Here is a 25,418-nt window from a genome sequence, read left to right as displayed (position 1 = left end):
TAGCATTGGAGTTTACGGAAGAACCCATCATATCTATTCGTGATTTAGTCTTGAGTTACGGAGATAAGCCCATTCTACGGTGGATTAATCTAGATGTATTTAAGGGACAGATCATCGGATATATTGGACCCAATGGAGCGGGAAAGAGCACTACGGTGAAGATTCTACTTGGTCTCATCGAAGGATACAAGGGTGAGGTGAAGATTCTAGGTAGGGATATCTCGGATGGAAACGTTGAATACAAGCGAAAGATTGGGTATGTACCGGAGGTAGCGGATATCTACGATAGCCTTACAGCACAAGAATATTTAACGTTTATTGGGCAACTTTACGGAATCGACTATAAGAAGGCAGACCACAAAGCACAACAGTTGATGAATACTTTTGAATTAAAACACATGTATCAATCGCGCATTTCCTCCTTCTCAAAGGGAATGAAGCAGAAAGTGTTGTTAATCTCAAGTCTTATACATAATCCTGAGATTCTATTCTTAGATGAACCACTCAGCGGGCTAGATGCCAATAGCGTCATGGTTGTGAAAGAATTACTAGCTTGTTTAGCTGCACAAGGAAAGACGATTTTCTATTCCTCTCACATCATGGATGTGGTAGAGAAGATTAGCAATCGAATTATTTTATTAGATGATGGAAAGATCGTAGCAGATGGTACCTTTCACGAACTTCAGCAACAATCTAAGGAAGGGTCTCTAGAGCAAGTATTCAACCAACTCACCGGATCTCATGACCATAAAATGATAGCAGAACGAATCGTCTCTATTGTGCATGAGGTGTAAATTATGAATGAGTTCAGAGCCTTAAGGATATTGGATCGTTTTCAGATTCTATTTGAGAAGTTAGGAATTAACTATGTGATCATGAGAAGGATTATCCAGATCAAATTAACGTTGGATGGCAGAAGAGTGCCTACAGTTATTGGGAATTCGTCTCACCAGAAGCCGGAGAATGAAGACCAGAATAAGTTTCTGCGATCAATGTGGATATATCTGTTGTTAGGTACATTAGCCTTAGCACCTGTCGTTATGATGAGTGATAACTTCATATTTACAATGAGTACGGTATTTGGAATTGTGATCTTTATGGTGTTGACCTCTTTAATTTCCGACTTCTCATCGGTTCTCCTAGACATTCGAGATAAGACGATTCTGGATTCAAAACCTGTAGATGCAAGAACAATTCAAGCTGCCAAAATCATACACATCAGTATTTACCTTTTCTTTATAACGGCATCACTTTCTATTGCTCCGCTTATTGGAGGAACGATCCGTCACGGCATTGTTTTCTTATTGCTCTTTCTCTTTGAGCTCGTGCTTATAGATATCTTTATTGTGGTCTTAACAGCCCTGTTATACCTCGTTGTCCTTCAGTTTTTTGATGGAGAGAAGCTAAAGGATATGATTAATTATGTGCAGATTGGCTTAACGTTGATTATGACGGTCGGGTACCAATTCGTATCAAGATTATTTAGTATTGTAGACTTCAATTATGTATTTGATGGAAAGTGGTGGCAGTATTTTATTGTTCCGGTATGGTTCGCTGCTCCATTTGAATTTTTTATTCATGGGAATAAGACGAATGTCTTTATTATTTTCTCTCTTATGGCTGTACTAGTACCTTTAGTATCTATATTTATCTATGTCAAGTGCATGCCCTTATTTGAGAGGAATTTACTGAAACTATCAAATAATAGTGTGACGAGAAAGGAGGAATTTCGTACTAAAGGAACAGGAATATCGAGATTCCTATGTTCCACTCAGGAAGAAAGGGTATTCTTCCGTTTTACCTCAGATATGATACATAATGACCGAAATTTCAAGCTGAAGGTGTATCCATCTTTAGGTTTTTCACTTGTATTTCCATTTATATTTTTATTTAACTTTTTACAGACTCAAGAATGGGGCGAGGTATCGTCAAGTAAAAGTTATTTACTCATCTATGCTGCAGCCTTATTTGTTCCATCTGTGATTATGATGTTGAAATTCTCCGATAGTTACAAAGGGGCATGGATCTACAAGGTTATGCCGGTTCAAGATGTAACACCTATTCTAAAAGGTAGTCTTAAAGCGCTACTAGTTAGATTATTTCTACCCATTTTCCTATTAGTAAGCATTGTCTTTACCATTGTATTTGGATGGAGGATTATTCCTGATATTATCGTGTTTCTATTAAGCGTATGTGTATATACCGTTATTTCATTTTGTATGTTAAGAAAGGCAATACCTTTCTCAGAACCCTATCTAGTCTCTGGAAAAGGCGAAGGGATGCTATTATTTGTTCTCATGGCTATCATGGCTGCATTCGCAGGCATTCACTTCCTAAGTACTTTTGTCAGTTATGGGGTATACATGTATATGGTCATTCTTATTATTGTGAATATTGTTAGTTGGAGACAGGCCTTTCGGACCTCATGGGGTAATATGGCTTCATAAGTCGTTGGTGAATGCTTACCTAGGATAGGAAGCGTTCCCTGATTCATCCTTTTGATTATCTCTTGAAGAAGTAGTACATTAATAAAGATATCATTAAGGAGGTTTACGAATTAATGTATTATGAAGACAACGAGAATTTATCCATCATGACATATACCTTGAATAGCGGTATTAAGGGAACAGTACCTTTATCTAATAAGCAAATTCAAGAATGGTTAGAGAGCTATAAATCGAACTTGAAGTTTATTACTACAATCGGAAAAGAGTTCTTTGGATTGAATCCAGAATTAGTGGCTGATTTCAAGGTACAGAATCGTTTCTCAAGCTATGTGGATATCATTAAACCTATTTCAGCCGGAATAGAGCAAGAGAAAACAGACCAACTTTCTCAGGCTTATGAAGAAAACCTTGTATTCTTTAAGGTTGACTGCAAATGTGGTACAACCTATACGACTTTCTCGCAATACTACACAACCAAATGGTTCTGTTCAAAGTGCAAAGAAATCGTATTTATGGATAAGAAAAAAGGGAAGGTTCCTACCGATAAAGGTGATGCTTGGTATATGACGAACAAGTACTTTGTGGAACGAGATTCTTAGAATAATGTCTGCATAAAGGAACAGCCCATCGATTATTCGATGGGCTGTTCCTTTATGCATATCAGCACTTTCGGAGATTCTGTAGATTAACCATCATGATATTAATATCTGTTGCTAACTTGCCTACTTGTCTTTACTTTTGAACTCTAAAGGCTTCTGAGTTAGATCACCTTCAGCTATACGATGAACGCTGGTAGATAAGAGGGTATCGACGTTGATTACACTAGAATCATTGTCTTTATATAGGTCCATATCCGGTTGATTGAAATACTTTAGTATTATTCGTTAGTATGTAACTTTAAATCTATGTTTTAGATCACAGCAGCGTTATTGGTTTTGTGATAGATAAATTTAAATAAATTGGATTTTTTTCAATAAAAATTCGTTCTAATTTTAAATATTGTGTGACAAACTTCACAATGTTGGGTGATTTTAGCGAAAAGTGTGATAAATATCACACATTGTTTAGCCGAGTCTCTGACAGAATGTGAAATATAAGATATTTATTATCCTTGTTCTGAAAGAATAAGGAATTGGAAACTTAAACAAGGAAGAGGGATTGAATTGATGGATCCGGTTATGCTCTCACGCATCCAATTTGCGTCAACAACTTTGTTTCACTTTATTTTTGTTCCATTATCTATTGGTTTAGCATTGCTGATTGCAATTATGGAAACAATGTATGTTATCAAGGGTAAAGAAGAATACAAAAAGATGGCTAAATTCTGGGGTAAGCTATTCCTCATTAACTTTGCCGTTGGTGTTGTAACAGGGATTTTACAAGAATTCCAGTTCGGTATGAACTGGTCAGATTATTCGAGATTTGTAGGGGACGTATTCGGAGCTCCGCTAGCTGTTGAAGCTTTACTTGCATTTTTCTTGGAGTCTACATTCCTTGGATTATGGATTTTCGGATGGGATCGTCTATCTAAGAAGCTCCATGCTATGTGTATCTGGTTAGTAGCTTTTGGTACAGTATTATCTGCTTTCTGGATTCTAGTTGCGAATTCTTTTATGCAAAGACCTGTAGGGTTTGAGATAAATAATGGTCGAGCCGAGATGAATGATTTCTTAGCTTTGATCACCAATGGACAGGTGCTTCTTGAGTTCCCGCATACCATATTAGCTGCATTTATGACGGGTGCATTCTTGGTTACTGGGGTCAGCGCATTTAAACTCTTGAAGGGCAAAGACGTTCAGTTTTTCAAGAAATCCTTCATTATTGCTATCATTATAGGGCTTGTATCTTCGATTGGTGTCGCACTCGTTGGACATAGTCAAGCACAATATCTAGTTGATACTCAACCGATGAAGATGGCAGCCTCAGAAGGACTATGGGATACAAGTCCCGATCCAGCGCCATGGACTGTTATAGCGAGCATAGATCCTGAGAAAAAAGAGAACGGGTTCACCTTTAAGATTCCGTACCTACTCAGTTTCTTGTCTTATAGCCAGTTCTCTGGTGAAGTCGTTGGGATGAATCAGTTGCAAGCAGAGTATGAACAGAAATATGGTCCTGGTGATTATATTCCTCCTGTACGTACGACGTTCTGGAGTTTCCGCATCATGGTAGCAGCTGGATCAGCGCTTATTCTTCTTAGTATGTATGGTGTGTATCTCGTTGCCCGTAAGAAATTGGAACAGAGTAACAAATGGTTTATGCGTATGATGATCTGGGCGATCTCATTGCCATTTATCGCGAACTGGGCAGGTTGGATTATGACTGAGATTGGGCGCCAACCATGGACCGTCTTTGGTTTAATGAAGACAGAAGATAGTATCTCGCCTAACGTATCAGCGGGTTCCATGTTATTCTCGTTAATTACCTTCTCACTTGCTTATACTGTGTTAGCATTTGTATTAGTTTACTTATTTGTTCGTGTGATCAAGAAGGGGCCAAATGATTTGGATTCCCATGATGAAGAGTCTCACGACCCATTTGATAAGGAGGGTAATCATGTCTCTTAATGAGTTGTGGTTCTTATTGATTGCTGTACTATTTGTAGGGTTTTTCTTCTTAGAAGGCTTTGACTTCGGAGTAGGTATGTCTACATCGATTCTAGCCAAGAACGATACAGAGCGCCGTGTGTTAATAAATTCGATTGGTCCCTTCTGGGATGCAAATGAAGTGTGGCTAATTACAGCTGGTGGTGCCATGTTCGCTGCTTTCCCGCATTGGTATGCCACATTATTTAGTGGGTTCTATATTCCACTGGTGTTTGTTCTATTGGCTCTGATTGGACGTGGTGTTGCTTTTGAATTCAGAGGTAAAGTAGCGTCTCAGGTATGGAAGAAAACGTGGGATGTCGTTATTTTCTTAGGCAGCTTACTTCCACCACTTCTGTTCGGTGTTGTATTTGCTTGTCTGATCCAAGGGGTTCCAATTGGTGAAGATATGAATATGAATGCAGGATTCTTTGATGTAGTGAATGTGTACACCTTACTTGGAGGTATTACGGTAGTTGTTCTGTGCTTAGTACATGGTCTGATGTTTACTACCCTAAGAGTATTGGGGGATTTACAGGACAGAGCGCGTACAATGGCTAAGAAACTTCTGATTCCTCTGGCTATTCTGTTGGTTGGTTTTGCTGTGATGACGTACTTTAACACAGATGTATTCGAAGTTCGGGGTACGATTCTAAGCATAGTTGCTGTTGTAGGAGTCATTGTGTACTTCCTAGCTGCGTATTTCATTTCACGAAAAAAAGATGCTTGGGCTTTCGGGATGACAGGAGCAGTTATTGCTGTGTCCGTCGCTTCAATCTTTATCGGGTTGTTCCCAAGAGTCATGATTAGCTCCGTTAGTGATGCCTTTAGCTTGACGATCACGAATGCTGCATCAGGTCACTATTCATTAAAGGTCATGTCCATCGTCGCACTTACGTTGCTTCCTTTTGTACTAGGATACCAAGTATGGAGTTACTTCGTATTCCATAAACGCGTGAACGCGAAAGATCATTTGGAATACTAATGGGCCGCGATCTTTTAGGATTCAAAGGAATTAAACCCGTCCTTGCGGCGGTGGCACTGCTGACCTTAGTGCAAAGTGTATCCATTCTATGGATGGCTAGATCGTTATCGGAAGTTGTCTCCGCCCTCTTCGCAGGAGGGGCTTTGCAAGAACAGAAAGAAAATATATTTCAATTTCTAGCCGCTTTCCTGGTTAGACATCTTACGAATTTCCTTCAACAAAAAATAACGTACCGCTATGCTGAGCATACCGGTGCGTTATTGCGTAAACAGTTGATGGATAAATTGTTCCAACTTGGACCTCGGTTCGCGAAGACGGAAGGAACAGGGAAACTAGTAACAATCGTTCTAGACGGTGTATCGAAATTCAAGGTGTATTTAGAATTAATCATTCCGCGTATGGTGGCAACTGTCATTATACCTGCTGTTCTTTTCATTTATGTATGTACACAGGATGTTCAATCCGCGATTATTTTGTTAGTTACGATGCCAATTCTCATTGCCTTTATGATCCTAATTGGTATGTATTCTGGGAAGAAAATAGATAGCCAAATGGTATCTTACCGCAATTTAGCGAATCACTTCGTAGACTCCTTACGTGGACTTGAGACATTGAAGTATTTAGGACGAAGCAAGTCGCATAGTCAGACGATTGGAAAAGTTAGTGATAAGTATAGAAAGGCAACGATGCGTACTTTACGGGTTGCTTTCCTGTCTTCATTCGCTCTAGATTTCTTTACGATGTTGTCTGTAGCAACTGTAGCGGTGGGTCTGGGGCTTCGTCTAGTGAATGGTGATATGATGCTTGTTACGGCATTGACGATCCTTATACTAGCTCCTGAGTACTTCTTACCTGTTCGTATGGTGGGTGCCGATTATCACGCAACCTTGAATGGGAAAGAGGCAGGAGAATCGATCCAAGCTATCATAGACATGCCAATCCCCAAGGTGGATGTCACTTTACCTGAAGGATTCTCATATTCTTGGAATTCGAATAGTGAACTAACGTTATCTCATGTAAATGTGCGTCATGAAGAAGAAGGCCCACATTCTTTAGAAGATGTGACCGTGCATATTCAAGGTAAACGTAAGATTGGGATTATTGGTGAAAGTGGAGCAGGTAAATCCACCTTGATTGATGTTCTAAGTGGCTTCTTACGACCTTCTTCAGGTGATATCTCGCTGAATGGGCAACGGCTGCCTGCTTTAACAGATGAAGCATGGCAGAATCAGATGACATATATTCCTCAGAGTCCGTATCTCTTCAGTAGCAGTCTTGCTGACAATGTAAAGTTCTACACGCCGAGCGCAAGCCAGGAAGAAGTTGAGCAAGCAGTTAAGAGTGCTGGATTATCCGATCTTGTGAATAGTTTACCTAATGGATATGACGAGATCATTGGTGGTGGAGGTCGTACACTCAGTGGTGGACAAGCGCAAAGAGTGGCTCTTGCAAGAGCATTCCTTAGTGATCGCCCCGTTATACTATTAGATGAACCAACAGCGCATTTGGATATTGAGACGGAGTATGAGTTAAAGGAGACGATGCGCTCTCTATTTGAAGGGAAGTTAGTGTTTCTAGCGACACACCGACTACACTGGATGCCAGATATGGATCAGATCATTGTCATGGATCAAGGGAAGATTGCAGAGATTGGTACCCATGAGGAGTTACTCGCCTGCAAAGGTGTGTATTATGAATTAATTAGATCACAACTGGAGGGTGTGCTATGAGACGGGAACAATGGCTGCGGCCTTATATCACTTCATACTTTTGGCGCTTCGTAGTGATTGTTGCGCTTGGTGCCCTGACGGTATTTACGGCAAGTAGTCTTATGTTCTCATCAGGTTATCTGATCTCTAAGTCTGCTCTTCGGCCAGAGAATATCCTGATGGTGTATGTGCAGATTGTTATCGTAAGAACGTTTGGAACCAGTAGATCTGTTGTTCATTACGTCGAACGTCTTGTCGGGCATGATACGATTCTGCGGATTCTATCGAAGATGCGTGTTCAGATGTATCGTATTCTAGAACCTCAAGCGTTATTTATTTCATCTCGGTTCCGTACAGGAGATATCCTTGGTATTCTGGCAGAAGATATTGAGAAGCTGCAGGATGTGTATTTACGTACGATTTTCCCAAGCTTAGTAGCCTTGTTGTTATATGCCATATCCATAACGGCATTAGGACAGTTTGATGTACAATTTGCACTGTTCATGGCCTTGTATCTTCTTATCCTTATCTTCGTATTGCCGTGGATCTCTTTGTGGCTTACGAAGACGAAGAATAAGCAGTCTCAACAGAAACGTGGTCGGTTGTATCAGACGCTAACAGATGCTGTGTTGGGTATGAGTGATTGGGTGATCAGTGGTAGACCAGCACAGTTTGTTGAGCTCTATGAAAGTGATGAACAAGAAGTCACAGCGATTGATCGTAAATTAAGTACTTGGGCGAGATGGAGACAACTCATTGGTCAAGCGACTGTGGGGGTAGCAGTAGTCATTATGTTGTACTGGGCAGGTCAGCAGTATGCTGATGGGGCGATTGCTTCGACGATGATTGCTGCGTTTGTACTCGTTGTTTTTCCACTGATGGATGCCTTCCTACCTATTTCTGAAGCTGTGGAGAAGATACCGCGTTATCAGGGTTCTTTTGCTAGACTACGTGAAATTGAAGATGTAGGTATACAGGTAAAAGGAACAGTTCAAAAGGATGGTTCTCTAACGGGTGAATCCTCTAAGATGGAGACCGTTAGTGATGAACTTGTAGATAAGGCTAGACGTGATGCACATATCAAGATTGATCATGCCTCGTATCGCTATGATGCTGAGGGTACATGGTCCTTCCAAGACATTACGTTAGATATTCCCCAAGGGAAGAAAGTTGCTATCATGGGACGAAGTGGCGCAGGGAAATCAACGTTGTTGAAATTAATCCAAGGTGCGGTTGCACCTGAACAGGGTAGTGCCACTATAAAAGGTACAGATGCCAGTCAATTTGGAGAACATATTCCTAATCTCATTTCCGTATTGAACCAAAGTCCGCATCTATTCGATACATCCGTTACGAATAATATACGGCTAGGGAAATTGGACGCTTCCGATGATGAGATTAGTGAAGTCGCTCGAAAAGTCAGAATGGATCGTCTGATCGAATCGCTTCCTAAAGGATATAAGACTGCCATGCATGAGACAGGACAACGTTTCTCTGGTGGTGAACGGCAACGGATTGCCTTAGCGCGTGTTCTGTTGCAAGATACACCCGTCGTCATTCTGGATGAACCAACCGTGGGACTTGACCCTCGGACAGAGAATGAACTGCTCTCGACGATCTTTGAGACGCTTGAAGGTAAATCGCTCATATGGGTGACCCATCATCTCGTTGGTGCGGAGCATATGGATGAGATTATTTTTATGGAAAATGGAAAAATTGAAATGAGAGGTTCCCATGCGGAGCTCATGAAGAACTATCCACGTTACCGTAATCTGTATCATCTCGATCGACCGGAGGCTTTTTTCACCTAAGGGCGCTGAATGATGTTATATGAATATGGCACAAAAAAGAAGACCATCCAGCATTCCTGCCGGGTGGTCTTCTTCTTAAATCTAGGTTTAGAATCCGTTTACGTGGATTAGTCTTCTTTCGGATGGATCATGTGTTCTGGACGAACAATCTCATCGAACTGTTCTTCCGTTAAAAGATTACTGCGTAAGGCTGCCTCTTTGAGAGTCAAACCTTCTTTATGGGCTAGCTTAGCTACAGCAGCTGCATTCTCGTATCCAATATGAGGATTGAGAGCTGTAACTAGCATCAAGGATTGTTCTAGATTACGTTGAATAACGGCATGATTAGGCTCGATTCCTACAGCGCAATTATCGTTAAAGGAGCGCATAGCATCTGCCAATAGTCCTGCTGATTGAAGGAAATTATAGATGATAACAGGCTTGAACACATTTAGTTCAAAGTTCCCTTGGCTGGCAGCAAAACCGATAGCAGCATCGTTACCCATGACTTGGCATACGACCATCGTTAACGCTTCACTTTGCGTTGGGTTTACTTTACCTGGCATGATGGAGCTTCCAGGTTCATTTGCTGGAATTATCAATTCACCAATACCGCATCTTGGACCACTAGCTAACCATCTCACATCATTTGCAATCTTCATAAGATCAGTGGCAAGCGCTTTCAGTGCGCCGTGAACATAGACGAGTTCATCATGGCTCGTGAGAGAATGGAATTTGTTCAATGCTGAAGTGAAGGTTTTGCCCGTTAGGGTACTGATCTCCTCAGCCACCATGTCTCCAAATTTCGGATGGGCATTAATACCGGTTCCGACTGCGGTACCCCCAATGGCGAGTTCACGAACATACTCGACACTATGTTGGATCATCGATTCTGTTTTCTCAAGCATGCGATACCAACCACTAACCTCTTGACCTAAGGTCATAGGAGTAGCATCTTGCAAATGTGTTCTTCCAATCTTGATAATGTCTTGGAATTGTTCCACTTTGAGACGGAATGTTTCCTTGAGTTGTGCAAGAGAAGGTAGTAACTGATCTTCGATGGCTATGAGTGCAGCCATATGCATTGCGGTTGGAAATGTATCATTCGAACTTTGTGATTTGTTCACATCATCATTTGGATGAATGCGAACGGAACTATTTTGCTGAGTCAAAAGTTGATTCGCACGGTTTGCAATAACTTCGTTAACGTTCATGTTGGACTGCGTACCACTGCCTGTTTGCCAGACGGCGAGCGGAAAGTGTTCATCGAGCTTACCTTCGATAATTTCGTCAGCAGCTGCAACGATAGCCTCCACTTTGACTGAGTCCATCTTACCAAGTTTGCCATTGGCTAGTGCTGCGCTTTTCTTTAGAATAGCAAATACCCGGATTAGATCCAGAGGCATTTTCTCAGTACCAATCTGAAAGTTCTCAAAGCTACGCTGGGTCTGAGCCGCCCATAGCTTGTCCGCAGGCACTTGAATTTCCCCAATTGTATCCTTCTCGATTCTGTACTCCATCTGCGCGTCGTCCTCCTCCATAATAATCATCCTACACTAGGAAATATATCATAATTTGGGGATAAACTGAAAAATGGTTTTTTAATCGGATGAAGGTACGCAAGAATGGACATCATATCAAAAATGTGAAATCTAAGTTAATATGAAAACAATATGATCAAGCAAGAGCTTGCTGTAGGATATAGGAGCATTCTTGATATAGATAAAGGAGATTATTCACCCCATGGAGACTGCAGTTATTGTTCTGACCACTGTCATAGTTATGATTGTATTAGTTCTTATAGCAACGAGCCTTTATTTATACAACGTAAGTATTCTACGAAGTAAAAAGGATTTCATGAACGATGATCCTAACCTCAAAAAAACAAACCATCCATGGGAAGCTGCAACGGATTGGTTGCATGAGCAACCAATGAAGACTGTTCAGATTCAATCGGATGATGGACTGCAGTTAACGGGTTATTTTGTCCCAGCACAGATAGATAGTAATAAGGTTGTTATTCTAGCCCATGGATATTCAGGACAAGGTAGAGACATGTCTAACTTCGCAAAATTGTATCAAGACTTGGGATATCATGTGTTAATGCCTGATGACAGGGGACATGGTCAGAGCGAAGGGAATTACATCGGGTTCGGTTGGCATGATCGCAAGGACTACTTGAGATGGATTGATTATATTATCCAAAGTGAGGGCACTCATTCACAGATCATTCTTCATGGGATATCCATGGGTGGAGCTACGGTGCTTATGGCGAGTGGTGAACCATTGCCTGATCAAGTGAAGTGTATCGTGTCAGACTGTGCATATACTTCCGTAAAAGATATATTGACGTATCAATTGAAATCCATGTATAAGTTACCCGCATTCCCGTTAATTCCTATAACGAGTCTGATATGCAGAATGAAGGCAGGATATTTCTTTGGAGAGGCTTCTGCGTTAACACAAGTGAGTCGGTCGAAACTACCGATTCTATTCATTCATGGCGATGAGGACAAGTTTGTTCCATACGATATGGTACATCGATTATATGAAGCAGCAGGGAGCGAGAAGGAACTATTATCAGTGCCTAATGCCCAGCATGGTAACGCCTATTTTGCGGATAAAGAGGGGTATGGGAATAAGTTGACGTCGTTTGTGAGTCGGTATGTGGTCTGAAAAGTAGGTTAGTAGGTTTGACCGCTACGCTTCTTCAGGTCAATTCCGTCCCCTGCGCTACTTTTCAGGTTGAGTTATTTAAAAGCTAAAAACAGTAATAGCCAATTCTTTGAAAAAAGAATTGGCTATTACTGTTTTGTACTTTAAGTAAATATTAAGCATGTGCTAAGTGGTGGAGAGGAATGGTTGTGATAGTTAAGATTTTAAACTACCTTCCTGAATTGACTCGAATAGAGTTCATAATAAAATCCTTTGGCCGCAAGAAGTTGCTCATGGGTACCTTGTTCAATGATTCGGCCACCGTTCATCACTAATATCTTGTCTGCATCTTGAATGGTGCTTAATCGATGGGCGATCACGAAGCTCGTTCGCCCCTTCATCAAGTTCTTCATGGCTTCCTGGATATGCATCTCTGTACGAGTGTCTACGCTACTTGTTGCTTCATCCAGAATGAGGATTGAAGGGTTAGCAAGAATCGCTCTGGCAATCGTCAGGAGCTGGCGTTGACCGTGACTTAGGTTGCTGCCTTCCGCTTGTAAGATCATATCGTAGCCATGTGGAAGCCTTGATATAAATCCATCGGCATTCGCCAGTTTCGCTGCTGCTACAATCTCTTCATCCGTAGCATCTAAGCGTCCGAAGCGGATGTTATCGCGAATGCTACCAGAGAATACATAGGCATCTTGAAGGACCATACCTACTTCCGTGCGAAGGTTGTTCTTATCTAATTGCCGAATGTCTGTACCATCAATGGTGATACGACCTTCATTAATATCATAGAAACGGGTCAACAAATTGACGATCGTTGTTTTCCCAGCTCCCGTTGGCCCGACAAGTGCGATTTTCTCACCAGGATTAGCTACAAAGGAGACCTGCTGGAGGATGGGTGCATCTGGTCGGTAACTGAAGGATACCTGCTCAAATTGAACTTCACCACGCATGTTATGGGAGAGAGGCACACCTTGATCCTCTGTATACTCCGACTCTAGTTCCATAATTTCAAATACGCGCTCCGCACCAGCTACAGCGGATTGGATCATATTATATTGATTCGCAAGCTCTGTGATTGGACGTCCGAACTGCTTGGAATAGTTCAGGAAACTGACGATGATACCTACTGAAGTTAAGTCTTTAAATACCATCCAGCCCCCAACGGCCGCGATTAACGCAAAGTTTAAGTTATTTACAGCATTCATAACAGGGCCAACGAAACCGGATACGATTTGCGCTTTTGTACCTATGGTGTTTAATTGTTGATTGATTTCTTTGAATCGCTTGATTTCAGTAGCCTCACGTCGATAGAGCTTAACAACCTTTTGTCCTTGGATAGTTTCTTCAATAAATCCATTCAGTTCTCCAAGATGTTGCTGCTGACCTTTAAAGTATCTTCTTGTCAGTGTAGATATCTTACGAGTCGCGAATAGGACAAGGGGTATCGTAATTAAGCTGACTAGCGTTAAAGGCAAATTTAAGCTTAACATGATGACGAGTGAACCCGAGAGGGTGATAAGACTTGTTAATAATTGAATCACACTCTGATTAAGTGAATTAGATACATTCTCAATATCATTGGTCGTTCGACTCATGAGTTCCCCTGTATTATGAGTATCAAAGAATTTTAGAGGAAGGGATTGATACTTTTCAAAAAGATCATGTCGAAGTTCAAGCACCGTTCGCTGGGATACCCCACTCATTACATAAGATTGTACCCACGAAACAACACTGCCCAAAATATAAATACCTAACATCATTAAACATAGCCATAACAGGCCATTGTAGTCTCTAGGCATGATGTACTTATCAATGGCTTTACCGATCAAGTAAGGACCAATGAGGGAAATCACCGAACTTAGAAATGTGGAAATGTAGACGATGATAAGTCCCATCCGTTGGCGTCGTAGGTAGCTCCAAAGTTTTTTGATTGTAGCGAGAGTATTCTTAGGACGTACTTTTGGCATACCACCTGGTCCCCCGGGGCCTCCAGGACCTCTGCCTCCCATACCCATTCCCATACCAGCCCCCATTGGTTTGAAGGATTGATTAGAGCTTCGATTAGTTGGTTCTGACATGCTCTTGTTCCTCCTTCCGTTGAGATCGGTAAATATCTTGGTAAATGGAACTATTCTGAATAAGATCTTCATGGGTTCCTTCAGCAGCAATGGTTCCATTATCATCAAGGACTATAATGAGGTCTGCATCGATGACGGAGGAGATTCGCTGAGCAATGATAATGGTAGTCGTATGGCTCATAAGTTCTCTGAGTGCTTTCTGTATTCGGGATTCCGTTCCTAAGTCTACGGCGCTTGTACTATCGTCCAGGATTAAAATAGTAGGGCGAACGAGTAACGCTCTCGCTATAGAGATACGTTGCTTCTGTCCACCGGATAGGTTTACACCCTTTTGACCGAGAATGGTATTATATCCATCAGGCATATTTAGAATAAAGTCGTGTGCTTCTGCAGCTCTGGCCGCAGCTTCAATCTCATCTTGTTCAGAATCTGCTTTACCAAATCGAATATTGTCTCGAATTGTACCTGTGAATAGAATCGATTGCTGTAAAGCCATACCAATCTGAGCTCTTAGGTCATTGAAAGGGATATCCTTTACATCTGTCCCATCAATCAGAATGCTACCACTAGTCACATCGTATAAGCGAGGGATGAGACTGACTAATGTCGACTTACCGGATCCAGTTGCGCCAAGAATGGCTAGTGTCTGACCTGCTTCTGCACGGAAGGATATGTTCTGAAGAACTAGCTCTTCCTGAGCTGTATCATAGGCGAAAGACACATTTCTAAACTCAATCTGTCCAGATTGAATGGATGCTTTTTTCGATATTGTATATGTAGAATCTGTAGGGTTGATTACTTTTCCTGTAACTTCTGCCATGTCTGTCACAGTATCCAACACCTCATTAATACGCTCAGCAGACACTTTGGCACGGGAGACAAAAGGAAGTAGATTACTAAACATCAGCATGGCAAAAAGTAATTGGGTTACATAGTTAATGAACGCAATTAAATCTCCTGTTGCTAGAGAACCATTCCGAGTAAGTCCTCCACCATACCACAATACCGCAACTACACTGACGTTTAGAATAAGTGTCATGATGGGCATGTTCACAGCCATTAATCTTGCTGCTTTGATGGCAATATGCGTATAGTCTTCATTGGCTTTACCGAACCGCTTACGTTCATGATTTGCTCTAACGAATGCCTTTACGACCCTAATTCCAGATAGATTCTCCTGAAGTACGCTATTAACGGTATCAAGCTTGGACTGAACTTTGGAGAATAGAGGGAATGATTTACGGATCAGGACGACAAGCATGATAAATAGCAGTGGGACAGATACAGCTAGAATAAGGGTTAATTTGGGACTAATGGTTACGGCCATAATAAAGCTTCCGACCAATAGGAGCGGCGAGCGAATAAAACCACGCATGATCTGTTGTACAAAATTCTGCATCTGCATGACGTCATTCGTTAATCGAGTAATAAGTGAACCTGGCTTGATCTGATCTAGATTGCGGAAGGAGAAGGCTTGAACTTTCTCGAATACATTGTTCCGTAGATCTCTGCCAAAGTTCTGAGACGCAATACTTGAGAACACGGAACATCCTATCCCGCCGATTGCACCTATAAGTGCTACTCCAAGCATCGTGAGTCCTGTCTTTTGGATATGTGTTAGGTCACCCGTCATAATCCCATCATTAATAATGCTTGCCATCATGACAGGCTGTAATAGATCCATCCATACCTCAAGGACCATACATAGAGGAGCTAATAAACTGGACACCCAGTAAGGCTTTAAATACGATTTTAATTTCCACATAAAGGTCTACCTCACAGATTCGTAGGATCATCGGATTCAATCTCGCGTAGCTCAAATAAATGTGTGAACTGTTGAATGATTTCATCCACGGCTTTTAACTCACCACTGATGACTTGCTCAATGGATTTGAATTCAGGTTGTTGTAGTTGTTGTATTAAGGTTGAACGCTTCACTTGTAGTTGTTTCAGAAAAATAAGGATGCGTCCGCGTCGAAAGGTCTTCGCGCTTTGGATGTTCTTGTCATCCCAATGTCCATGGCGTGGAGTTGATAAGTCTTCTTTATCGTCCAGTGTGGAAGGGCGGTTTCGATCTCCGTGAGCCTTGGAACCTTGATGATGATCATGCTCCATCTTGTGACGGCCTTGTGATCGTCCACGGTCACCCGAGTTGGGAATTCTATCTGTAGCTGCACGATCGAGACTGCTGATTTCTCTACGTTTATTGTTGGTTCGTGAGGATGGAGAATGTTCACCTTGTGAGGATCCTTCGAGAGATGTTATACGACGTCGCAAATTCAACACTCCTATTCTTATATTGATGTATACATTTGTATACGTTGATCTATGTATACAAATGTATACGTGTGAAAGACTATTGTCAATACATGAATTGGATGAACAAATTTATATAATCCATGAGGTATATTTGTTATACTTGTTATGCTTATACAATAACAAAAACATAATATTATTTTTTATTTAATAAGTAATTCCTAAGAGGTGGAATCATTTTATGGCTAAAAAAATTACAATGCAGCAAATTGCTGAACATTTGGGTGTGTCAAAATTTGTTGTCTCTAAAGCGTTATCTGGTAAGGGTGGAGTGAATGAATCGACGAAAGAACGAGTTATAGAGGCTGCATCCCAATTAGGTTATTTCTCTCAAAAAAATGCTTATGTAAAGAAACCTGATCGGAAGGCAACACACTCTAACAGCAACCAATCTGTCATCGTGCTTATGCCGAATATTCGTTCACAGAATCGAGAATCACTCTATTGGGGCAAGATTATGGAAGGGATCTCATTGCAGTTGGAAGAAGAGGGACTCGGAATGATCATCATATCGGAGCAGAGTGTCGATAGCTTTATTAATATATTGAATCCAGACGGAATCCTGGGTCTGATCGGCGTGGGGCAGATTTCTACTCCTCTATTACTAGAGATTCATCGTATCGGGCTTCCAATCGTTCTAGTAGATCATGAGGATCCGTTAATTCCTTCAGATTCGATTTTTGTAAACAATGTAGATATTATGGCTCGGTTAACGAATCACTTAATTGGTACTGGGCATCGACAACTTCAATTTGTAGGTAACTTGCGATTCTCTAGAAGTTTCAGGGATAGATTTATCGGTTTCCGCTCCGCTATGGAAGAGCATGGACTTGAAGTACATAATGATGGACATGCCATGTACAATCTCCATGAATTAGAGACGGAAGATTTCACAGGGGAAATAAGAAGTTGGTTGCTCCAGATGAAGAAGAAGGCTACTATACCAACAGTCCTTGTGTGTGCGAATGATTTGATAGCCCAGACTGCGATGAGAGCTTTGATTGAAGTGGGGTTGGATGTTCCAAATGACGTATCCGTTACAGGGTTTGATAATTTAGAGGGTAATATCGGAGAACTACCTGCGCTGACTACTGTTCATGTACCTAAAGAAGCCATGGGACGTCGTGCGGTAGAGAAGTTACTTGAGCGATTAATCAAAGAAGATACACCATTGGAGAAGATTATGCTATCAGGGGATGTTGTATTTCGTGATTCAACGGCTGGGATTAAGATGAAATAAGTTAAGTAGTTAGAATATATATGTATGTGAACAAAGAGAATGGCTCTGACACTCATGAATGTGGCAGAGCTGTTTTATATTTCCGCTGAAACGAGTGCCGTCTTTGAGAAAGGACGGCATTGCCGTTTCTATTTGTATGGTTATTTTAAAGTCTAAACTAGAGGTTGCTGAATTAATGTAGCGAAATTGAATTGATGTACATGACCGTCATTAAGTGTAGTTGATCCTGTTACGAAGTGAACGTGTTTTCCATTTCCAACTGGAATTGCACGTCCGGTTCTAATTTTTTTGAGATTATGAAAATGATTCAAGAAGTCGGTATGTGTGAGATCAATTTCATGAATATGACTGTTCCCTACCCGGATCGCTTGACCGGTAACACCAGCGAAGCGATGATTGTGTCGATCCGCCCCTTCCTCTGCTAATTTAGTGCTACCTTCAAATTCATGCACATGCGTTTGTGGTCTTGTTATTTTACTTTTTCTTGTAAGCTTTTTATTCATAGGTATATGCCTCCTCTGAGTGTTAACAAAGGTATCTTATTTCGCTATTGAGAAAAATGTGCTAGGCGATTATCCTGGTATGTTAATGAATGATCATTTTTAGTGTGCACGCCTTGCAGGCATTGAGTAGCTTAGATCGGGTGAAGTGAAGGAAGTCGTTAAAGTTCAAGGTTTCAGAAACGCTTGCCCTGAATTTGAGGAACATCATATTGATATGAATGGATTCTCCGACCTTATGCAGGAGGTGTTTAGTGAGAAGGAGGTTCATGCTCTAAAGTAGATAATCGAATGAAAAAAGCACCGAGGTCATAGTATGCCCCGGTGCTTGTTAGATACTAGATTACTTAACTTACGTGTGATCTTTTATGAAAGTTACCCATAATTTCGAGTGTTTGAGTGACATTAACAAAGGAATGATCATCTATTTTTTTAATAGCATCCTTAACCTCAATAAGTTCATAGCGAGTTACTACAGTCATTAACATTACACCCTGAGCAGAAGAATAGGCACCCTCATAGGATAGCTTGGTAATCCCTCTTCTATGCACTTTAAATAACTCAGCAATGATCTCTGTAGGTTTGCTAGTAATGATGTATACCGTAACCTTCTCGTGCTCCGTGTGTATGAAGTTCAGGACCCTACCGGAAATAAATAAACTTAATGCAGATGCTAAGGCGATATTCCAGTCGTTAGAAGTATACCCTAATAGAAATACAATTAATGCATTTAATATCGTTAGTATATTACCGATGGACACGTCCTTAAACCGACTTATGATTGCTGCTAAAATATCAAATCCCCCAGAGGAGCCACCGACCTTCAGACAGATGCCACTACCAGCTCCAGTCAGCACCCCTGCATATATAGCGGCTAGTAAAGGGTCGGTTGCTGATGTTACCACAGGTATATAGTGTAGGAATAGAGTGGTAGCTACGACGGATAAAATACTATAGCTAATAAATCTTCGTCCTAGCATGAACCAACCTACAATTAATAGTGGAATATTGATACCTAAGTAAAATATAAGCATATTTACACTGGTTAAGTAATTCAGGATCAATGCAAGACTAGTTACCCCTCCAGACAACAATCCGTGGGCTACTAGAAACAAATTGTACCCCATAGAAATAAGTAATGAACCAAAAATAATTACAAATACGTGCCAAGCTTTCTTCAATTTCAAGACTCCTCATAATGAGTTGGTATAATATATATAAATAAAAATAGGCAAAATAAAAGACGCGCTTAATTTTAGCACATCTTTGAAAGTAATAAATAGTAAATAGTAAATACTATCCTCAGTTGGATACAAAATAAGACAAATTTTCACACATATTTAACAAATAGACATGTATATGAGAGGTTTTTAAAGTCGTAATTGTCTCTCTAGGAAGATCAGCAATTTCTATGAAGTCATATCCATCTAAGGCAAGACACGTTATGGCTAATAAATACATAATTCTATAAATAAACGAAGCTCCATCAACAATTTTCGGATATCGCACGTATAACAGGAAAAATTCCAGTTATCACATAATTGTCCCCAAAAAAACACTCGAGATAGTTCAATCCTGATTCATCCTTATAGTGTCCGAATCTAACTTATTCTCTATCCGTACTAACGTCCTTAAGATTTCCTCGGTTGTCTGAGTGTGTATCATCATTCGTCGAGCAAATTTATATAGGCTAAAAAAGAATAATATTACTAAGGCGATAGGAATGAGTGATATAAAAATATTCCCCAAACAATGGTCAATTAGGTAATCTCCTTTCTGGTTTAAGTCATTTAATAAAATGATGCGTTATCGTTTTCTACTCGCTTATCTAATCGCCCCGTGAGGCAGACAGGCATGGACACCTTTCACGCCGTTGACGATTTGTGTGATTCTTAAGTCTATGACGGTGCTACCTAATGCAATGGATTCGACACGATCTAATCCATATAGTTCGCCCATCAAAGTTAACATTGCATCTAAGGCTTGAATCGTAGCTACATTTAGATCCTCGTCAAACCCGAAAGTAAGCCATCCAGAAGGGGTGTTGGCTCTAGGCGTAGATAACGTCATATCCTCTCTTAAATGTAACGTTAAATCCACTAAGTCCATAGGACATTCGATGGCCTGACAGCTAACCTCGCCATCACCCTGTGTTGCATGTCCATCGCCGACTGTGAAATATCCACCATCTACGGGAATGGGTAAGTATAATATGCTGCCTTTCACGAGTTCCTTGCAGTCAATGTTTCCCCCACAGAAACGAGGAGGCCAAGTCGAGTGTACGCCGCCTACTTCAGGAGGCATGCCCATGACGCCCATAAAGGGGCGTAAAGAAACGGTATATGTACTTCCGTTGATCTCACAAGATCCATCCATGGTGATTGGATCAAGTGTCCAATCGAGTATGATTTCTTTTTCATCAGTTAAGTGAAGCATCAGGTTCTGCCAATTGGGATATTTACCAGCTGCTGTCCAGCCATAAGTTCCTGGGATAATATCATTAATATGTATTTCTAGTGTCATTCCTTGTTTGGCATTCTGTATAGCAATAGGTCCGATCAAAGCATGACCTTGATCTAGAGGATTGTCCCTTCTTGGGAAGGGCTTCACACGACCAGCATTGGTCGGTCCCAACGCCCAGCCAGCATCTAGGGTCTGGAAACGTATGGTGTCACCTGAATCTATTGTTAGTATGGGTTTAACCTCTGTACTGAAAGAACCAATAAGCGTTTCTTGTGAAAGGCTGATTTGATGAATGGTCATGGAAATCCCCTCCGAATATTTAATGGATTCACACTGAATATAGTGTGTATTCGTTATTACGAGAAGTGATCCGGGATGGTTGCTATTTTCGTAGAAAAGTTCAGTTAATGAAGATGCTCTTCCTAGTTGTGCTGTATAAGTGTCCAAGTCAAAACGGTGAATACAAATAAGGAGACTAATAGGCTGATGATCCCCTGTAGCTTTTGTTTCTCTTTGAAGCTCGACAGACTCGAGAAGAACACCATACACCCTAGAAAAAGTTGAGTAGAGCGTGGTGTTAATTTAGTGCTATCTGGATTTAATAGATTATAACTTGCGAAGATGATGGTAATGATCGCGAATAAGAACGAAATAATTCGAAAAACATTTAACTTCCTCGACATATAAAGTCTTCCTTCCTATGACGCCATAGTTAATTCAGTTTTAGAATATGATTACGAGTTAGGCCATTATTCTTTATTAATAAATTCTTTGCCAATCGGTGTAAGTATTCCGTCCATACTGGTTGAATTCTTCTCTTGTCTGTACTCGACTAATTTGTCCTCACCTTTATTAGTGGCCCAATTCAGGAGTACGTCTCGATCACCTTCATAGTTGTATAATGGAACGCTATATCCGCACGAAGTCTTCACAAGGTCAATATCAGAGATGATGATTTGCCTATATCCAACATAAGTTGTAAAAAGCCCCGCATATTCATTCCATTCATCTGAACTTGGTAATATAACTCTTCCATTGCCATAAAGTCGTAGGATTAAGGGTTTACCTTGAAAAGAAACAAACATATAGGTCATTCGATTATTTTCAGAGATGTGGGCGCTCGTCTCATTACCACTTCCAGTCAGATCCAGATAAGCCACTTTGTTGGGGGATAATATTCTAAATACATCATGTCCCTTAGGTGATATATTCACATGGCCATCCGACGCAGCTGTTCCAACGAAGAACATATGCTGCTCTTTAATAAACGTTTCATGCTGTGGTAATAAGCTTTCATAATTAGTAGCCATTGAGATCTCCTCCGTTGTTATCTGTATATTCTCACTGAATTTCAACTAATAGATAAGGTGAGTTCATTTATAATGGTCCATTCTTTTTCTCATTAATGTAAATATCGAGTGCTTTGATTCCTCGACGAGCAAGCTTAATAAACAAAATTAAACAATAAATGCCGAGACCAGTAAGTAATAAATAGATGAAGGACATGAGGATGGGGAGAATGGAAAAGATAGCATACGAAGGGTTGAAATCCATGTTAAATAACCTTCTTTCCGATAAGTATCGTTATATTTGATTTTGCAATGGTAATCACATTATAAACGATCATTCGACTTAGTTGGTATTATATTTCATTTTTGTTTATCACTAGAATGTTGGCGAGAAGTTATGAAAGCGATCAATTGGACGATGTAGTAAAATAAAAGTCGCATGCTCAGTAATGCTGGGCATGCGACAAAAAGGGGAGAGTGAGTGCATTATATAGGTAATACATCATGTAAGGTATTCTCAATAAAAATGTTTGCGATATCCTTGAACATTCTCATCCTTAAATCCTAGCTTCTCATAGAATAGATGTGCTTCCTTGCGTTGCTCTCCTGAGACAAAAATGATGTAGTAACACCCGCAATCTTTAGCGATCTTTTCAATGGTAAGCATAAGATCTTTTCCAATTCCCTGTCTTCTGACACGATGGGAGACAATGACATTCTCGATGACCATAAAAGGTTTACATTCGCCTGCAAGATCGTGACAAATGATCCCCATAAGTGAGCCCACTAATACATGATCATGAAATGCACCGAGGATAACATAATGATCATTATCCTTAATAGCCTGATAAACTTCCATTAGCTTTGTGGGATTTGTCTTCCTATCCGCAAGACCATCATATAGATGGCATAATTGTGAAAGATCATCGTAACTAATGGGTTTTATAGTGATCAATGCAATCCTACTTTCTGGACGAAAGCCATATTGATCTGTCCCAAGGTATCGTTATACGTGTAGCCTGATTTAATGTAAATTTTTATTGCGTTCTTATTTTCTTTATCTACTGCTAGGAAACTTCGCTTCGCACCGTTAGTTACACCCCAGCGTAGGCCCTCCGTAAATAAAAGGGTACCGATACCCTTATTGTGATAATTGGGATCTACAGCTAATTGCCTTAGCCATAGGATTGGGCCATTCTCACTTTCGAATCCGTAAATATTTAATAAACATACGCCAACAACTTCCTTATGTAGCTCTGCTACAAGAACGCAGGAATGGTCCGCTTCATTCCATTCTTGTATGAATTCCAACTCTTCACCGTAAAAACCCCTTGAAACATCCTTGCATGCTTGTGTTATCAGACTAGCCTGTTTGTATTCATGAGGCTCAATCTTCCTAATGGATATTGATGATCCCACCACGCTCGCGCTAGTAACACATGTTGATATATCCTTATTCCAAAAGTCAATAAACTCACTAACAACAGTAAATCCAACAGCCTCCATTGCAGGAATGAAATCCGGATGTATAAACTCGATATATATTGTCTCTAATCCATCCGTATGCAATTGATTAAGCCTAGTTATTAAGTCTAATAACGTATTCATAAATGCCTGTTCAGAATCAGCGGCCCAGAAGATATTGTGACGATGATCAATGAATCTACATAGGGCAAAAACCCCTGGTTTATCAATAATAATATCTTCAGGTAAAATGGTTTGAAACTCTTCAAGATTCAAATATTTCAGTGAACTGTACTTGAAATCCGTAGTCTTCTTAAATAGTTCTTCCATCTATATCTTCTCCCCAAATAGTTATATAGTTCGCCTAATCGTTGTTAGATGATTTATATAAGTATTGGTCTTTGGTTCAAATAAAACTGTGATTAATGTCATTCCGCTTACTAGTCCTAGGAAAACAAAAAGGTGATTGCATATCCTGTCATACAGGATATGCAATCACCTCTTCATTGAGAGTTCATAATATTTATTAAGAAGAAATTATAAGTTCAGATTCCGATTCACTAAGTCGATCCGTTGTTGAACACAAGCATAGGAGCGCAGTGGATCTTCTGGCGTATTCATAGCGTAATCCAACAATTGATCAACAGTTGTTGTAGCAACATGGAGTCTTGTGTCTGATGACGCATAGTAGATATATACTTCCCCATTGTCTAGAGCGATGACACCATTGGAGAAGACTACGTTCGATACGTCACCGATCCGTTCGATGCCTTCAGGGGCAATGAAATGTCCGCCTGGACGGTGTGTAACGACTTGTGGGTTATCTAATTCAGATAAGAAAACATAGAGTACATAACGTAAGCCTGCTGCAGTATTTCTTACACCGTGTGCAATATGCAACCAGCCCTTATCTGTCTTAATTGGAGCGGGTCCTTGACCATTCTTAACTTCCTTAATCGTATGATAATGTCTTTCGTCGATAATAATTTCTTGGTCAACGACTGCATTCTCAATCGTACTGGATAATCCGAAGCCAATTCCACCGCCTGAACCTGTGTCAATAAATCCATCTTGCGGACGAGTGTAGAAGGCATATTTACCTTCAACAAACTCAGGATGTAATACGACGTTTCGTTGTTGAGCCGAAGCTGTCTTAAGATCAGCTAGGCGCTCCCAAGAAATGAGATCCTTGGTACGTACAATTCCACACTGAGCAGTAGCACTAGAGAGGTCTCCTCTTGGTGCAACTGGATCCTTACGTTCTGTGCAGAAGAGACCGTAGATCCAACCATCTTCATGTTGTACGAGACGCATATCATAGACATTGATGTCCGGATCTTCTGTCTCAGGTAGCACAACAGGGTGATCCCAGAAGCGGAAGCCATCTACACCGTTGTCACTTTCAGCAATAGCAAAGAATGACTTACGATCTAATCCTTCCACACGTGCAACAAGATAGAACTTATTGTTGAGATGGATAGCTCCTGCGTTAAACACACAGTTAATACCTAAACGTTCCATGAAGTAAGGGTTAGTCTCGGGGTTGAAATCATATTTCCAGATCAGTGGTGTCTGTTCTGCCGTTAGGACAGGATGTTGATACCGATCATATATCCCATTCCCATAAGGAACCTTCTCATTCTTACGATTGACTAGCGCCTCATAACGCTCTGTTAGCTGTTGTTTACGAGTATTAAATAATGAATTCATGCGTATTCCTCCTAAAATTTTTATTACATCGGAAGCATTACTTTAGTTATTGACTCAACTTTCGCAGCTTAAATCTTTAAACAAACCCTTGATATAGCTGGGCAAACTAGAGATCCATTCTTGTAGTTGACAAAAAACAGACGTTTTATTCTTTTTTGTCTTCGTTTGAACCAGA

21 protein-coding genes are annotated in these 25,418 nt (G+C 40.6%); 9 read left to right on the top strand and 12 right to left on the bottom strand.

The window, feature by feature from the left end; all coding sequences use genetic code 11:
* Window positions 1–5 precede the first annotated feature (5 nt).
* From AC1D7X_RS21435 to cydC, 7 genes are all read left to right on the top strand, one after another.
* Window positions 6–794 (top strand): ABC transporter ATP-binding protein, encoded by a 789-nt coding sequence (locus tag AC1D7X_RS21435; protein ID WP_495476093.1) that lies wholly within the window; start codon window positions 6–8, stop codon window positions 792–794.
* 3 nt (window positions 795–797) lie between these two features.
* Window positions 798–2,447 (top strand): hypothetical protein, encoded by a 1,650-nt coding sequence (locus AC1D7X_RS21430; RefSeq protein ID WP_495476092.1) that lies wholly within the window; start codon window positions 798–800, stop codon window positions 2,445–2,447.
* Between the two features lie 113 nt (window positions 2,448–2,560).
* A complete protein-coding gene (locus AC1D7X_RS21425; protein ID WP_495456843.1) occupies window positions 2,561–3,046 on the top strand; it encodes a hypothetical protein in 486 nt (161 codons plus the stop codon).
* Window positions 3,047–3,613: 567 nt separating this feature from the next.
* Window positions 3,614–5,014: a cytochrome ubiquinol oxidase subunit I gene (locus AC1D7X_RS21420; protein ID WP_495456842.1), complete on the top strand. Its 1,401-nt coding sequence runs from the start codon at window positions 3,614–3,616 to the stop codon at window positions 5,012–5,014.
* A complete protein-coding gene (gene cydB / locus AC1D7X_RS21415) occupies window positions 5,001–6,017 on the top strand; it encodes a cytochrome d ubiquinol oxidase subunit II (RefSeq protein ID WP_495456901.1) in 1,017 nt (338 codons plus the stop codon). The genes AC1D7X_RS21420 and cydB overlap by 14 nt, the downstream gene beginning before the upstream one ends.
* Complete coding sequence (gene cydD / locus AC1D7X_RS21410; RefSeq protein WP_495456841.1) at window positions 6,017–7,747, top strand: thiol reductant ABC exporter subunit CydD; 1,731 nt, start codon at window positions 6,017–6,019, stop codon at window positions 7,745–7,747. The genes cydB and cydD overlap by 1 nt, the downstream gene beginning before the upstream one ends.
* A complete protein-coding gene (gene cydC / locus AC1D7X_RS21405; protein ID WP_495456840.1) occupies window positions 7,744–9,537 on the top strand; it encodes a thiol reductant ABC exporter subunit CydC in 1,794 nt (597 codons plus the stop codon). Before cydD ends, cydC begins: the two co-directional genes overlap by 4 nt.
* Before the next feature lie 107 nt (window positions 9,538–9,644).
* Here the strand turns inward: cydC and fumC are convergent, their stop codons facing one another.
* Window positions 9,645–11,036 carry a class II fumarate hydratase gene (gene fumC / locus AC1D7X_RS21400; protein ID WP_495456839.1) on the bottom strand — a complete coding sequence of 464 codons (1,392 nt, stop codon included), beginning with the start codon at window positions 11,034–11,036 and terminating at the stop codon, window positions 9,645–9,647.
* Between the two features lie 223 nt (window positions 11,037–11,259).
* Between fumC and AC1D7X_RS21395 the strand changes: the two genes are divergently transcribed.
* Window positions 11,260–12,192 (top strand): alpha/beta hydrolase, encoded by a 933-nt coding sequence (locus AC1D7X_RS21395; protein ID WP_495456838.1) that lies wholly within the window; start codon window positions 11,260–11,262, stop codon window positions 12,190–12,192.
* 203 nt (window positions 12,193–12,395) lie between these two features.
* On the opposite strand, the gene AC1D7X_RS21390 is transcribed toward AC1D7X_RS21395, so the two are convergent.
* Genes AC1D7X_RS21390 through AC1D7X_RS21380 form a run of 3 tightly spaced genes read right to left on the bottom strand, consistent with a single transcriptional unit; the run spans window position 12,396 to window position 16,538 of the window.
* Entirely contained in the window at window positions 12,396–14,204 is a 1,809-nt protein-coding gene (locus AC1D7X_RS21390) for an ABC transporter ATP-binding protein (protein WP_495456900.1), read from the bottom strand.
* Between the two features lie 40 nt (window positions 14,205–14,244).
* Window positions 14,245–16,026, bottom strand: a complete 1,782-nt coding sequence (locus AC1D7X_RS21385; protein ID WP_495456837.1) for an ABC transporter ATP-binding protein — start codon at window positions 16,024–16,026, stop codon at window positions 14,245–14,247.
* An 11-nt stretch (window positions 16,027–16,037) separates the two neighbouring features.
* Entirely contained in the window at window positions 16,038–16,538 is a 501-nt protein-coding gene (locus AC1D7X_RS21380) for a hypothetical protein (RefSeq protein WP_495456836.1), read from the bottom strand.
* A 220-nt stretch (window positions 16,539–16,758) separates the two neighbouring features.
* Here AC1D7X_RS21380 and AC1D7X_RS21375 point away from each other — a divergent pair, with 220 nt between their 5' ends.
* Window positions 16,759–17,817, top strand: coding sequence for a LacI family DNA-binding transcriptional regulator (locus AC1D7X_RS21375; protein ID WP_495456835.1), 1,059 nt, complete (start codon window positions 16,759–16,761; stop codon window positions 17,815–17,817).
* Window positions 17,818–17,969: 152 nt separating this feature from the next.
* Here the strand turns inward: AC1D7X_RS21375 and AC1D7X_RS21370 are convergent, their stop codons facing one another.
* From AC1D7X_RS21370 to AC1D7X_RS21335, 8 genes are all read right to left on the bottom strand, one after another.
* A complete protein-coding gene (locus tag AC1D7X_RS21370; RefSeq protein WP_495456834.1) occupies window positions 17,970–18,320 on the bottom strand; it encodes a YmaF family protein in 351 nt (116 codons plus the stop codon).
* A 344-nt stretch (window positions 18,321–18,664) separates the two neighbouring features.
* On the bottom strand, window positions 18,665–19,498 hold the full coding sequence (locus AC1D7X_RS21365; RefSeq protein WP_495456833.1) for a YitT family protein: 834 nt from the start codon (window positions 19,496–19,498) through the stop codon (window positions 18,665–18,667).
* 643 nt (window positions 19,499–20,141) lie between these two features.
* Window positions 20,142–21,080, bottom strand: coding sequence for an acetamidase/formamidase family protein (locus AC1D7X_RS21360; protein ID WP_495456832.1), 939 nt, complete (start codon window positions 21,078–21,080; stop codon window positions 20,142–20,144).
* Between the two features lie 122 nt (window positions 21,081–21,202).
* Complete coding sequence (locus AC1D7X_RS21355) at window positions 21,203–21,463, bottom strand: DUF3953 domain-containing protein (RefSeq protein ID WP_495456831.1); 261 nt, start codon at window positions 21,461–21,463, stop codon at window positions 21,203–21,205.
* A 66-nt stretch (window positions 21,464–21,529) separates the two neighbouring features.
* A complete protein-coding gene (locus AC1D7X_RS21350) occupies window positions 21,530–22,090 on the bottom strand; it encodes a pyridoxamine 5'-phosphate oxidase family protein (RefSeq protein ID WP_495456830.1) in 561 nt (186 codons plus the stop codon).
* 496 nt (window positions 22,091–22,586) lie between these two features.
* Entirely contained in the window at window positions 22,587–23,024 is a 438-nt protein-coding gene (locus AC1D7X_RS21345) for a GNAT family N-acetyltransferase (protein ID WP_495456829.1), read from the bottom strand.
* Complete coding sequence (locus AC1D7X_RS21340) at window positions 23,021–23,863, bottom strand: GNAT family N-acetyltransferase (protein WP_495456828.1); 843 nt, start codon at window positions 23,861–23,863, stop codon at window positions 23,021–23,023. Before AC1D7X_RS21340 ends, AC1D7X_RS21345 begins: the two co-directional genes overlap by 4 nt.
* A gap of 207 nt (window positions 23,864–24,070) precedes the next feature.
* On the bottom strand, window positions 24,071–25,243 hold the full coding sequence (locus AC1D7X_RS21335; protein WP_495456827.1) for a glycoside hydrolase family 130 protein: 1,173 nt from the start codon (window positions 25,241–25,243) through the stop codon (window positions 24,071–24,073).
* Window positions 25,244–25,418: the final 175 nt, after the last annotated feature.

This window comes from Paenibacillus sp. Y568, from assembly GCF_059445545.1.
This window is presented reverse-complemented; position numbering and strand designations above follow the sequence as displayed.